16 protein-coding genes are annotated in these 12858 nt (G+C 53.4%); 13 read left to right on the top strand and 3 right to left on the bottom strand.

All coding sequences use genetic code 11. The features are described from left to right. Positions 1–104: 104 nt before the first annotated feature. Complete coding sequence (locus EKD02_RS02430) at positions 105–932, top strand: Rossmann-fold NAD(P)-binding domain-containing protein (RefSeq protein WP_126341552.1); 828 nt, start codon at positions 105–107, stop codon at positions 930–932. Here the strand turns inward: EKD02_RS02430 and EKD02_RS02435 are convergent. Further along, a complete protein-coding gene (locus EKD02_RS02435) occupies positions 929–1396 on the bottom strand; it encodes a hypothetical protein (protein ID WP_126341551.1) in 468 nt (155 codons plus the stop codon). The two genes, EKD02_RS02430 and EKD02_RS02435, sit on opposite strands and share 4 nt — an antisense overlap. A gap of 255 nt (positions 1397–1651) precedes the next feature. Between EKD02_RS02435 and EKD02_RS02440 the strand changes: the two genes are divergently transcribed. The 3 genes from EKD02_RS02440 to EKD02_RS02450 all read left to right on the top strand — a co-directional run bounded on the left by EKD02_RS02440 (position 1652) and on the right by EKD02_RS02450 (position 4999). Then, on the top strand, positions 1652–4207 hold the full coding sequence (locus tag EKD02_RS02440) for an ATP-dependent Clp protease ATP-binding subunit (protein WP_126341550.1): 2556 nt from the start codon (positions 1652–1654) through the stop codon (positions 4205–4207). A gap of 111 nt (positions 4208–4318) precedes the next feature. Continuing rightward, positions 4319–4675, top strand: a complete 357-nt coding sequence (locus tag EKD02_RS02445; RefSeq protein WP_126383631.1) for a hypothetical protein — start codon at positions 4319–4321, stop codon at positions 4673–4675. Between the two features lie 144 nt (positions 4676–4819). Then, entirely contained in the window at positions 4820–4999 is a 180-nt protein-coding gene (locus EKD02_RS02450; protein ID WP_126383633.1) for a DUF2934 domain-containing protein, read from the top strand. A gap of 97 nt (positions 5000–5096) precedes the next feature. On the opposite strand, the gene EKD02_RS02455 is transcribed toward EKD02_RS02450, so the two are convergent. Then, positions 5097–6464 (bottom strand): TrpB-like pyridoxal phosphate-dependent enzyme, encoded by a 1368-nt coding sequence (locus tag EKD02_RS02455; protein WP_041469904.1) that lies wholly within the window; start codon positions 6462–6464, stop codon positions 5097–5099. Positions 6465–7088: 624 nt separating this feature from the next. After that, entirely contained in the window at positions 7089–7592 is a 504-nt protein-coding gene (locus EKD02_RS02465; RefSeq protein ID WP_126341545.1) for a helix-turn-helix domain-containing protein, read from the bottom strand. A gap of 192 nt (positions 7593–7784) precedes the next feature. Here EKD02_RS02465 and EKD02_RS09985 point away from each other — a divergent pair, with 192 nt between their 5' ends. The 9 genes from EKD02_RS09985 (at position 7785) to EKD02_RS02490 (ending at position 12855) form a co-directional block, all read left to right on the top strand. Continuing rightward, positions 7785–7928 (top strand): hypothetical protein, encoded by a 144-nt coding sequence (locus EKD02_RS09985; protein WP_160460424.1) that lies wholly within the window; start codon positions 7785–7787, stop codon positions 7926–7928. After that, entirely contained in the window at positions 7928–8137 is a 210-nt protein-coding gene (locus tag EKD02_RS02470) for a helix-turn-helix transcriptional regulator (RefSeq protein ID WP_237409779.1), read from the top strand. The genes EKD02_RS09985 and EKD02_RS02470 overlap by 1 nt, the downstream gene beginning before the upstream one ends. A 28-nt stretch (positions 8138–8165) precedes the next feature. Next, positions 8166–8306 carry a hypothetical protein gene (locus EKD02_RS09990; protein ID WP_185805679.1) on the top strand — a complete coding sequence of 47 codons (141 nt, stop codon included), beginning with the start codon at positions 8166–8168 and terminating at the stop codon, positions 8304–8306. Then, entirely contained in the window at positions 8303–8479 is a 177-nt protein-coding gene (locus tag EKD02_RS09995; RefSeq protein ID WP_185805680.1) for a hypothetical protein, read from the top strand. Before EKD02_RS09990 ends, EKD02_RS09995 begins: the two co-directional genes overlap by 4 nt. Before the next feature lie 23 nt (positions 8480–8502). After that, positions 8503–10404 carry an ATP-binding protein gene (locus EKD02_RS02475; RefSeq protein ID WP_126383635.1) on the top strand — a complete coding sequence of 634 codons (1902 nt, stop codon included), beginning with the start codon at positions 8503–8505 and terminating at the stop codon, positions 10402–10404. 39 nt (positions 10405–10443) lie between these two features. Beyond that, positions 10444–11313 (top strand): recombinase RecT, encoded by an 870-nt coding sequence (locus tag EKD02_RS02480; RefSeq protein WP_126383637.1) that lies wholly within the window; start codon positions 10444–10446, stop codon positions 11311–11313. Positions 11314–11407: 94 nt separating this feature from the next. After that, on the top strand, positions 11408–12139 hold the full coding sequence (locus tag EKD02_RS02485) for an MBL fold metallo-hydrolase (protein WP_126341541.1): 732 nt from the start codon (positions 11408–11410) through the stop codon (positions 12137–12139). Beyond that, positions 12096–12416, top strand: a complete 321-nt coding sequence (locus EKD02_RS10000) for a hypothetical protein (protein ID WP_185805681.1) — start codon at positions 12096–12098, stop codon at positions 12414–12416. Before EKD02_RS02485 ends, EKD02_RS10000 begins: the two co-directional genes overlap by 44 nt. Continuing rightward, positions 12406–12855 carry a RusA family crossover junction endodeoxyribonuclease gene (locus tag EKD02_RS02490; protein WP_185805682.1) on the top strand — a complete coding sequence of 150 codons (450 nt, stop codon included), beginning with the start codon at positions 12406–12408 and terminating at the stop codon, positions 12853–12855. The genes EKD02_RS10000 and EKD02_RS02490 overlap by 11 nt, the downstream gene beginning before the upstream one ends. The last annotated feature ends 3 nt before the right edge of the window (positions 12856–12858 follow it).

Genomic DNA, 12858 nt, shown 5'->3' on the forward strand with positions numbered 1-12858 from the left:
TTCGTTGGAGTGTCAGCAGTTTTCAGTAGAATGAAAGCTGTGTATATTTGTGGAGAATCGCAACTCATGAAGATTCCTTCCCAAACAATTTTCCCTGTGTTTCAATGCAGAACCAAACTGTCAGTATTCTCGGGTGCGGCTGGCTCGGTCTTCCCCTTGCCAAAGCTCTCATCAAAAAGGGCTTCATCGTCAAAGGCTCCACCACCGCCGAAGAGCATTTGGAGCAGCTCCGTACGGAGGGAATTGAGCCCTATATTCTCAACCTCAGCCCTGAGCTCGAAGGAGATGAGCCGGCAGAGTTCCTTGAAAGTGAAACTCTTATTGTCAACTTTCCGCCCGAGCGCCGAAGCGATATAGCGGAGTACCATGTCCAGCAGTTCTCATCGCTGATCGATGCACTTCAGCTCTCCCCGGTGCGCACCGTCCTCTTGGTCAGCTCTACCTCGGTATACCCCATGCTGAACCGTGAGGTGACTGAAGAAGATACCGACTCGGGCAGTGCCGGTTCAGCGGCCGGAGAGGCTCTCCTGCTTGTTGAAGAGATGCTGATGCAGGAGCGCTCCTTCCAGACTACAGTGGTAAGGTTCTGCGGTCTTGTTGGTTATGACCGCTCACCTGCAAACTATCTTGGCAGGATGGCTGAAATTTCGGATCCCGGCCAGCCGATGAACCTGATCCATCGGGATGACTGCATCAATATCATCACCGAAATAATCCGTCTCGGTCAGTGGGGAGAGGTCTTCAACGCCTGCAGCCCCGGCCATCCATCCCGTATCGACTATTACTCGAAGGCGGCCGAAATTGGCGGAATCGAACTGCCTCCTGTCAATGAAGGGGGTGAGCCGTCTCCTTTCAAGATCATCAGCAGCAGTAAACTCGAAGGGGCTCTCAATTACCGGTTTATTCACCCCGATCCGCTACAGTCTCTTTAGAGAATAAACTCCAGGTCCGCCTCCTCCTTGATGGTAGCGCGGACAAACAGGCTGAGCTCATTGAGAAACGAGAGAAAACGGTTCGGGTCAATTTCTCGAAGAAAGGCGGCAGGCGGCTCCTCCTGCCATCCAAGAAGAATGGTCTCAGGGTTTTGGGGATCAATCTTTTTCCTCTCCCCGGCAATGATGTTGAGCATCGCTTTCAGGCTGCTGCAGTGCAGGAACGCCTCGTCCCAGCTGTCGAGCCCGTTGCCGCTTTCCGACATGAACGGAAGGCTGCCGAGCGCGTCCGCCAGCCCGTAATGGAAAAGGGCCGCGTAGTTATGTGCGTCAATTGCAATGGAGCTGTAGACACTGTAGCCGCTGTCTTCCAGCATCACGCGATTGATGGTGCCCTGCCTGTAGATGGAGAGCTCCCGGTGCCGGGGGTCGGCATCGTCAATTAGAATATAGGTGACCTTCATTGGAACGGCAGATTGAGAACCTTTTACTCTGTTGCAGGGTTTTTAATGATGAAACGAAAGAAATGAGACACTGCAGCGTCAAATGAACATAAGGAGAACGGCGCGGACGAACAAACGGCCTTGACTTATGAAATGAGAAGAGCTGTGTCAAGTTTGTTTTTCCGAGAGAAGGAGATTGTTTTTCACTCGCTATCTTTATATAATTCTTGTACGCAACAGTTCTTGCGTACAAACCCTATAGCACAGCACACAATAATGGAAGGAAATTTCTCAAACAGGGTTCAGGATGTCATCCGTCTCAGCCGCGAAGAGGCTCTTCGTCTCGGACATGACTATATAGGCACCGAACACCTCCTTCTCGGACTTATCCGCGAGGGTGAGGGGATTGCCGCCAAAATCCTCAAGAACCTCAAGATAGATCTCTTCAAGCTCAAGCAGAAAATAGAGGAGAGCACACGGCCGAAAGTGCCTGCAACGCAGATGGGCAATGTGCCGCTCACCAAGCAGGCTGAAAAAGTGCTGAAAATCACCTATCTCGAAGCCAAAATCTGCAAATCAAGCATTATTGGAACGGAGCATCTGCTCCTCTCCATTCTGAAAGGCGAAGACAATATAGCTGCTCAGATACTTGAGCAGTTTGGCGTCACCTACGACCTCGCACGCGATGAACTTCAGGCCATCAGCGGCACCACCGGCCCCGGCGAGCCGGAAGACACTGGTATGGAAGAGTCGTTCTCTTCGGGTGGAATGGAACGCCCTGCCAGAAAAGGCGAGAGCCGCAAAGCGGAACGCACCAAAACCCCCGTGCTTGACAATTTCGGGCGTGACATCACGCGCCTTGCCATAGAGGACCGGCTTGACCCCATCATTGGCCGCGAAAAGGAAATTGAGCGGGTTGCCCAGGTGCTCAGCCGTCGCAAAAAGAACAACCCGGTGCTCATCGGTGAACCTGGTGTGGGTAAAACAGCCATTGCAGAAGGGCTTGCACTGAAAATCGTGCAGCGCAAGGTATCGCGGGTTCTCTTTGATAAGCGGGTGGTTGCGCTTGATCTCGCTGCCCTCGTTGCCGGCACCAAATACCGCGGCCAGTTTGAGGAGCGTATGAAAGCTCTCATGAACGAGCTTGAAAAGTGCCGTGATGTCATCCTCTTCATAGACGAGCTTCACACCATCATTGGTGCAGGCGGGGCATCCGGATCGCTTGATGCCAGCAACATCTTCAAGCCTGCGCTCGCTCGTGGTGAGCTCCAGTGCATTGGTGCCACAACGCTTGACGAGTATCGCCAGTACATTGAAAAAGATGGTGCGCTTGACAGGCGGTTCCAGAAAATCATGGTTGAACCGACCTCTGTTGACGAAACCATTCAGATTCTCAACAACATCAAGTCCAAATACGAGTCGCACCACCATGTAAGATACTCGGAAGACTCCATTGAAAAAGCGGTCAAGCTTGCCGAGCGCTACATTACCGACCGTTTCCTCCCCGACAAGGCGATTGATGTCATGGACGAGGCTGGTGCGCGCGTGCACCTGAGCAACATTCATGTACCAAAGGCGATTCTTGAGCTCGAGAAATCTGTTGAAGAGGTCAAGGCCGAGAAAAACCAGGTCGTGAAGATGCAGAACTTCGAAGAGGCCGCAAAGCTTCGCGACAAAGAGAAAAACCTTCTTGAAGCGCTCGACCATGCCAAGCAGGAGTGGGAAGACGAAGCAGCTGAAACCGTGTACGATGTCACCGATACCGACATTACCTCTGTTGTCTCCATGATGACGGGTATTCCCGTGGACCGTGTTGCCCAGTCTGAATCCAAAAAGCTTCTCACCATGGAGGCCGATCTCCAGAAAGAGGTCATAGGGCAGGATGAAGCAATCAAAAAAATCACCAAAGCAATACAGCGGACCCGTGCCGGTCTGAAGGACCCCTCCCGTCCCATTGGTTCATTCATTTTCCTCGGCCCCACAGGCGTTGGAAAAACGGAACTCGCCAAGGCGCTCACCCGTTACATTTTCGACAGCGAAGACGCCCTTATCCGTGCCGACATGAGTGAATACATGGAGAAATTTTCCGTCAGCCGTCTTGTTGGAGCGCCTCCAGGATATGTAGGCTATGAAGAGGGGGGCCAGCTCACAGAAAAAGTGCGGCGCAAGCCATACTCCGTGGTGCTTATCGACGAAATTGAAAAAGCTCACCCTGATGTGTTCAACATCCTGCTGCAGGTGCTGGACGAAGGCGTGCTTACCGACGGCCTTGGCCGCAAGGTCGACTTCCGCAACACCATCATCATCATGACCTCCAATATTGGAGCCAAAGACATCAAGAGCTTTGGTGCTGGTTCAGGTATGGGATTTACATCCCCCGACGACAGCACAGGCAGTTACAAGGCCATGAAGTCGACCATTGAGGACGCTCTCAAACGGGTGTTCAACCCCGAGTTCCTGAACAGGATTGACGACACCATCGTCTTCCATCAGCTTGAAAAAGAGGATATCTTCAAGATTATTGATATCACAGCAGGCAAGCTCTTCAAGCGCCTGCACGACATGGGCATTGAGGTTACACTTGAGGAGCCGGCAAAGCAGTTCCTTGTTGACAAAGGGTACGACCAGAAATACGGAGCTCGTCCACTCAAACGGGCCCTGCAGCGCTATGTTGAAGATCCGCTGGCAGAAGAGATGCTCAAAGGCCGCTTCAGCGAAGGCAGCAGTATCCGCATAGGTTTTGATGAAAAAGAGCAGGCTCTGCAGTTTTCCGATGCAGACGAAGCTCCGGCAAAAAAAAGCCGGCGTCAAGAGAAGCTCGATAAAGAGTAAGTTTTTTATTCCCCCATACACGGTTACGGTTCATGTTGCTCCGCTCCTCAAAGCGAGGGCGGCGTGGCCGTAGTTTGAACAACCAAAAACAACCAAAAAAGGGGAATACTTATGATGAAATCAACGCTTTTCGCCATTCCGATGCTTGCAGCATCACTTACCATCGGAACCGGCATGTCCTCGGCAGCTGAAGGCGCAGCGCCTGCCAAAGCGCCCGCGGGAGCCGCCGTCCAGCAAAAAGGCATGGCCCCGGAGGCTGCCCATCAGGCACCTGCAGCAGTTAAAGCCGCAAAGCCGGCAGCTGAAGCTGTTTACGGCAGCGAACTCATGAGCAAAGAGGAGATTGCCGACTACAAGGTACAGCTGAAAGCCTGTAAAAATCCGGAAGCACGCACCAAGCTTCAGATGGAGCATCATACCCGCATGCAGGAAAGAGCCGCTGAAAAAGGCGTAACCCTTCCCGATTAAATTAGGGAGAGTTGGGGACACTCATGACTGAGTGTACTAATTAGTACACTCAGTCATGAGTGTCCCCATCAGTTTGCTGTATCGTGTGACGATGAATGATGTGCATGACTGAATCGGATTGCTAACGCTTAAATCTTATGAGCTATGACAAAGAACAATGAGGACTCTGTCGAGAGGTCTCCGGAGCAGATCGAAGAGCAGATCCGGCTTGCGGCATACTTTCGCTGGATAGAGAGAGGCTGCCCTGCCGGCGAGGGAGTTGAAGACTGGCTGGAGGCGGAGGCCGGGCTGGCATCGCAGTCAGAAGAGTTGGAAGGGGCCTGAACGCCTGCTGAAACAAACTGAAAATACACAAGCCATTCCTGCGGGAATGGCTTGTGTATTTGGTTACAAAAGGTCGGTGGCAGTTTCTTTTACAGCCTCAGGCTACAGGAGGATGGTCTTTCAGCGCATCGAGCGATCGCTGGAGCATCTCCTCGGGCAGCGGATAGTCGCTGATTTTCCCTGACATGAACGCGTCGTACCCCTGTAGATCCATCAGTCCATGCCCTGACCAGTTCATCAGAATCACCTTCTCCTTCCCTTCCTCCTTCGCTTTTTTGGCCTCGCGGATGGTTTCGGCAATGGCATGGGATGTTTCAGGCGCAGGAATGAATCCTTCCGTATGAGCGAACAGCAGTGCTGCCTCGTAGCACTCGGTCTGCGGCAGCGAGTTCGCTTCAATCAGCCCAAGCTGGCGCACATGGCTGACAAGAGGCGCCATGCCGTGGTACCGCAGCCCACCTGCGTGAATGGCCGGAGGAATGAACCCGTGGCCGAGGCTGTGCATTGGCAGGAGTGGTGTCATCTTTGCAACATCACCCGCGTCATACACATACGGACCCCTCGTCAGTGTAGGGCATGCTTCAGGCTCTGTGGCAATGATGCGCACCTCTTTCCCGTGAATTTTGTCGCAGATGAAGGGGAAGCTGATGCCGGCAAAGTTTGATCCACCCCCTGCGCAGCCAATTACTACATCCGGATATCGCCCAACCTTTTCCAGCTGCTTCTTCGCCTCAAGCCCAATGATGGTCTGATGCATCATGACATGGTTCAGCACACTGCCAAGCGCATAGCGGGTATCCTCGCGCTCCACCGCCTGCTCAATTGCTTCGCTGATGGCGATAGCAAGGCTGCCCGGCGTGTCGGGCATCTCACTGAGAATCTTTCTTCCGACAGCCGTCTCCATGCTCGGGCTCGGAATGCAATCCGCCCCCCAGGTTTTCATCATGATTTTGCGGAAGGGTTTCTGGTCAAAACTGATTCGCACCATAAACACCTTGCACTCAATCCCCACAAGCTTACAGCTCATCGCCAGAGCGCTGCCCCATTGGCCGGCCCCCGTTTCCGTGGTCAGGTACTTGATGCCGAACTGCTTGTTGTACCAGGCCTGCGCCACAGCAGTGTTCGGTTTATGGCTTCCCGCGGGCGATACCCCTTCGTTCTTGTAATAAATCTTTGCAGGAGTCCCCAAAGCCGCCTCAAGGCGCCGTGCCCTGTACAAAGGAGAAGGGCGCCACAGCTTTAAAATCCCCTGGATTTCATCAGGAATATCAATCCACCGCTCCGTACTCATCTCCTGCTCAATCAGGTTCATCGGAAACACCCGGGCCAGATCGTCCGGCCCTATCGGAACGCCATTCATCCCCACAGGAGGAGGAAGCGGAACCGGAAGATCAGCCTGAATGTTATACCACTGACGCGGCATTTCATCTTCAGTAAGGAGAATCTTCGTCGGTTCAGTGCTCATGGTGGTAAATATTAATGTTGCGGGCAGAACGGGCAAGGGATGTTGTAGACCGCGCAGAAGCGGGCTCATACTCGATGTGTGGTGCCGAAGACGGGAACAGAAGCTTCAGTATCAATAGGGTTCTTATGCTATTAAGCCTTCATTATACCCCTAAAAATGCCCCTAAATTCGCGCCTCACTCACTCAATCAGTTGAAAATATATCTAAATGCTGGCCAAATCCCCCCATTATGTATTTGGATCAGTCAAGACCAAGTGCACACCCCGACGCACCCCGCCGTTCATCATATTGTTACGCCGTTGTAAGATCAATGGCTATGACCGATAATACGCTAAAGAAACTTCGTGGTGCTTGTAATCACAGCAATAAAGCGCCTTATTACTATGGGAATACATTGTAGGTAAATGTAGGGTAGTATAAGGAGTGCTATTGAAGTTATCGTGCAGCAACTGTATGGCGTGGGATCCTGACGCGTCGGCCTCCAAAGACGATGAAGGCTTTATAGGATATTGCAGAGTAAACCCCCCAGTAATGACAGATGACAGCTTAATCGCAATCTGGCCGAAAACATACCATGATTGCTGGTGTCTGGGCTATGTTGCCATAAACGAAGGACTATTGACATCAAGAGATTCGTGAACGAGAAGCGTTACTACTCCGACGGTTTTTCAGTTCCTCATACTGTTCCTGCGAAATGTCAGGTGAAGGACCAGGAGTGTCGCGCGGTTTCGGTATCACAAACGGCTCATCCTCCTTACTCTCCGTAACTCCGCCCTCTCTCGCCCCTTCCCTTAAAACAGGATAGAATGACTCCAATACCTCACTAAGTGCCCGTCCGAACTGTTCGTATCGCACCGAAGCCTCACCCTGCACCCCCGACTCAGCAACCTTCATCTCACCCTTACCCGTTAAAAACCAGTTCCCATTGTAGCCCAAAGCAATAATATCCTTCACCAGATTAGACGGATTGCACCCCGCATCAGCTTTCACAAAACTCGAAATCGCCGTAGGCTTCTTGCCAATAAGCTCCGCGAACTCCCGCTGATTTAAACCCATAGAGCTAATCACAGCCTTCAGATTGACACCGATATCTCCCTCGGGTAGAATATTATTTGTCCGTTTGTTCATATTTTTTTGAACTTTCTGCGGGATTGTTCCAAATAATTGGAATAAATGAGTTATCTTTGAGTTGAACTTGACTTGTAGAAGATATCAACAAAAATAACATCAAAGTTGCAAATGTTGGACCACAGAAAAAAGCTCCGGGGCACAGTCACGCAGGTACAGCACTTACTGCGAGAGCAAGGAGAAGACCTCAGTTTGGCCGCCGTATCAAAACGCATCAAGGTGGGCACCAATGTCGAAACCATGCGCTACTGGATTGAAGCAATAAGAAAGAGAAAGACAAAGGATCAGGCAACAGCAACAGAAATCAACAAAATGCGAAGGGAGGCAACCGAATGATGGAAACAAGATTCTACCGCTTGGTGGACATTATTGGCGACCGGAAGAGGGAGATACCAGCCATCATTCCGGTATCTGCTAGAACCTGGTTCCGAGGTGTTGCGGATGGGCGGTTCCCAAAACCTATAAAACTCACCCCTCACACGGTCGGGTGGTTATCAACAGACATCGAGCGGCTTATGGACAGACTTATGGCTGAGGCCAAGTAAATCAATTGTCAAACAAAAGGCACAAGCCATGAAGCAAATACTCAGCACCATCGGCACATTTATCCGCCACAAAGTACTGCGGATCAGGTCATACGAGATTATCAGCATATCGCCAGGCGGCAACATCAGCCTCCGCCCCATGCGCAAAAGCACCAGGAAGAATCCATGAACGCCATAGCCAAAAGCACCGCCGGCGCAGTACTCGGCATCATCATCCTCGGGGCTATCACAATAGCAACTGGAGGCAGTCCTCTCATAACAACCATAGGCCTCACCCTCACACTCTACCTCGGCAGCATAGAACTCCTCCGCTGCATCAAAGCAATCATACAATCAAAATAACCAAAACCACAAGGAGCGACATCATGCAGATAAAGCTACAGAGTCTGAAGCTCAAGAACTTTAAGGGCATCAAACAGTTCACATTCCAGCCCGAAGGAGCAGACGCCGAAATCCGGGGGCAGAACGGCACCGGAAAAAGCACCGTCGCCGACGCCCTTAACTGGCTGCTGTTCGACAAGAACCAGGCTGGCGAGAAGGCCTTCAGCATCAAAACGCTCGACGGCGGGAATGAAGCTGTCCATGGTCTGGACCACGAAGTTGAAGCTACACTGTTGGTCGACGGCCGGCCGCTGCAGCTCGGTAAAATGATGCGGGAGAAATGGACAAAGAAGAGGGGTGCGAATGCCGAAGCCGCGTTCCAGGGCCATGAAACCCTCTACACCGTCGACGGCATCCCAAAGAAGAAGAGCGACTACGACAGCGCAGTTACCGCCATAGCCCCGGAAGAATCCTTCCGCTTGCTCACAAGCACAACCTACTTTAACGCAATCAAATGGCAGGACCGCCGCCGCATCCTGCTTGAGGTCACCGGCAAGGTGTCCGACGCCGAAGTCATCGCCGCGCACGAAGGGCTCGAAGGGATTGAAGCGGTGCTCGACGGCCACTCACTCGACGACCGCACGAAAGCGCTGAAGTCCCGCCGTCCCAAGATCAACACCGCCCTTAACGAAATCCAGCCACGCATAGACGAAGCGCTCCGCGCCAAGCCAGAAGAAGCTGAACTCTGCCCACCAAAAGGGAAAAGCTATGAAGCGCTCCGCAAGGAGTGGCGGGAAGCGCAGAACCGCCGTGCCGCAATGCTTGCCGGCGACACCACGGCAACCGGCGAAGAGATCCTCCGGCACAGAGAAGCCATGGCCACCCTCAACCGCCAGCACGACGAAGCCCTAAGAGCATGGCGTGCCGGCGAGGAAACCAAAAAAGAGAAAGCCAGAAAGGCCACGCAGGAAGTTGAAGACAACGAGCACAAGGTAGAAAGAGAAGTCTCCCTCATTGAGGATTACACAAACAGCCTCGAAGCGCTCCGCGAGAAATGGGCAGAGAGGAACGCAACAGAATGGACAGAGTCCGAGTGCCCAACCTGCGGACAAGCATTGCCCGAAGAGCAGGCCGAAGAAGCCCAAACGCGCTTTAACGAAAAAAGGGCCGAAGAGCTGAAAGCCATCGAAGCAGAAGCGAAAAAACAAACCGCAGCACTCCAAGAAAGCATCAAACGCAAAGAGGCAGCAGAAAGCCGTATTGACGAACTCATAGCCGCAGAAGACGCGCAGGAAACGCATGATCCGGAGCCAGTAGCACCCGACCACAGCGAAAGAGAAAAAACCATCGCCACGCTCACAGCAGGCTCAACAAGCGCCGCCCCCAACACCAAACCCATTGATGAGGAAGTTGAGCGGATTGAAGCACAGATAGCCGCCTTCGAACGGTTCAGTGCAGCGCTCAAGCAGAGCGCAGATATTGACAAGCGGGTAGGAGACCTGATGGCGGAGAAGAAAGAACTCGGCATCGAGCTCGACGCCATCGACCAGAATATCGCACTGCTTGAGGAGTTCCTCCGCTGCAAAGTCGCCATGCTCACCGGCACAGTGAACGAACGGTTTGCCCCGCTCAGCTTCCGGCTGTTTGGGGAGCAAGTGAACGGAGGGCTCGCCGAAACCTGCGAAACCCTCGTTCCATCAGCAAACGGGGCCATGGTGCCCTGGAGCGATGTCAACACTGGAGCACGGGTTCGGGCTGGCCTGCAGATCATCAAGGTGCTGAGTGGACACTACGGTATCACAGCGCCTGTCTTTATTGATAACGCCGAGTCTGTCACCGGATCAATTGATAATGGCGAAAGCCAGACAATCAAGCTGATCGCAACCGAAGAGGCGGCAGAGCTGAAGATCACCCTACTTGAACAGCCACTGGCACTTGCAGTCTAACCGTCACTCAACAGGAACAACACCCAAAACACCACCACCATGCCAGAAGCTATCCAGACTCCCCAGCAGAATGCCGTCCAGCGGTTCCGCACTGTCCTCGAAGATCCGATTGTGCAGGAGCAGTTCAAGAACGCCCTGGAAGAAAACGCCCCGCTTTTCGTCGCCTCACTGGTTGATGTCGTCAGCAACGACAAAATTCTGCAGGAATGCAGCCCGAAAGACCTCATCCGTGAAGCCTTCAAAGCCGCAACCCTCAAGCTCCCCATCAACAAGGGGTTGGGGTTCGCATGGATCGTTCCGTTCCGCGAAAAAGGCGTGCCGAAACCGCAGATGCAGATCGGCTACAAAGGCTACATCCAGCTCGCCCAGCGTACCGCACAGTACCGCTACATCAACGCCGATATCGTCTACGAAGGCGAGCTAAAAAAAGCCGATAAACTCACCGGAGAAATCGACCTCACAGGCGAAGCGACGAGTGAAGTCGCCATCGGCTACTTCGCCCATATTGAAACCACCAACGGGTTCCGCAAAACGCTCTACATGAGCAAAGCCCAGGTCGAATCTCACGCAAAACGCTACAGCAAGAGCTTCGGTCAGGGGTACTCACCCTGGAAAACCAACTTCGACGAAATGGCCATGAAAACGGTCATCAACAGCCTGCTCAAGCGCTACGGTATTCTCTCCGTTGAAATGCTCGGAGCCTTCCAGGGCGATGACGACCAACGCACCCCCGAAGCCAAAGCCCAGGACGACATCACGAACTTCGCCAACAGCGAAAGCGCAGGGTTCAGCGACGCCGAAATCATCGAGCCAGCAACGGGAAGGATGGCGCAAGCCAAAGCACCCCAAGCTGAATCAGCATGGGAGCCAGTTGGCGCCACCAACAGCAAGGCCCGGGCACCATTCTAAGCACCCGTCACTCATCAGGCAAACACATCCCCCATGGTAGCAAACGCCGCCATGGGAACCAGGGCACCACACACCACCCTCAAGACGCAAAGCAATGAAATTCAGCGCACTTGCCAGCGGAAGCACAGGCAACCTCTACACACTCGAAGACGCCGAAACACGCATCATCATAGAATGCGGCCTGCCCTACAAGCAGATTCAGAAGCTGCTCCCCCTGCCCCCAACTCACTACGCAGCCTGCCTCATCACGCACAGCCACGCCGACCACAGCTACGCCGCACAAGAACTTCAGCGGCGCGGCATTCCCATCCACTGCAGCAACGCAACTGCCGAGTCGATTGGGTTGAGACGCGGCTGGACTGAAGCCGGAAGCGAGCAAATCGGAACACTGCAAATCAAAACCTACGAAGCCCAGCACGATGTCCCCAACCTCATGTTTCTTATCCGCTCCACTCAAGACGGCGAAACGCTCCTCTTCGCCATAGACACCTACTACATCCGCGAAAACTTCCACGGCATCACCATCTGGGCATGCGAATGCAACTACAGCAAAGAACTACTTCAGGACGGCGACGCCCTGGCCGACCGCCTCTACACCAGCCACATGGAGCTCCGCACCCTCCTCAGCGCATTAGCATCCAGCGACCTCAGCCAATGCCGGGAAATCCACCTCCTCCATATCAGCCGGGACCGTGGCGACCCCCAGGCATTCGCCCGCGCAACCCAAGAACAAACCGGCATACCAGTCTACGCCGCTCAACCAATCACAACCAGGAACCATCATGATTATCAAAGGATTCAACGGAATATTCCGCACAGACAATGAAGGGCTTCCGCCAACGCTTGGACGCAGCGACAACCCCGAACCGCAGCTAAACAACACACCCCCGCAGCGACAGGCAAAATGCGCCATTGAACTCATTCGCCGAGCCGGTCACTGGCTCCTATACGAAATCACCCAAGGGAACCACCACATCGATGTCATCGGCGAAAACAAATCGTTTCACAGCACCATCAGCAAGCACGACATCTTCCAGAAATACGAAGACTGGGTCGCCGCCCAAGACACACGACGAAACAGGGGAGTGGCCCGTGCACTATGAATTCCTGATACCAGGCACCCCCCAGGCGCTGAAACGCCACCGCACTTACCGTTTCGGCAACAAAAACATCAATGTGGATCCGAGTTCTGCCGCCAAAGAAAACTTTCTTTTGCAAGCACTTGAGCACCGCCCACCCGAACCACTTCGCGAAGCGCTTGCAGTAACGCTGCAGTTCTGCTTTGCGCGCCCGAAATCGCACTTCCGAGGGAAGAGCAGCACCCGCCTGAAAGCTGACGCTCCGCACTGGCATACCGGTCGACCCGATGTCGACAACCTGCAGAAATTCATCATGGACTCGCTCAACGGAACCTTCTGGCACGACGACTCCTGCATCGCCAGCATCAAGGCCGAGAAAATCTACCACGCAGTACCCGGCATACACATCCGGATTGAAGCCGCGTCCGACCCCTCAGTATCCAGCAATAGAACGGAACCATAGCCC

It is taken from the genome of Chlorobium phaeovibrioides (genome assembly GCF_003968655.1).
GTDB classification, from domain to species: domain Bacteria; phylum Bacteroidota; class Chlorobiia; order Chlorobiales; family Chlorobiaceae; genus Chlorobium; species Chlorobium phaeovibrioides.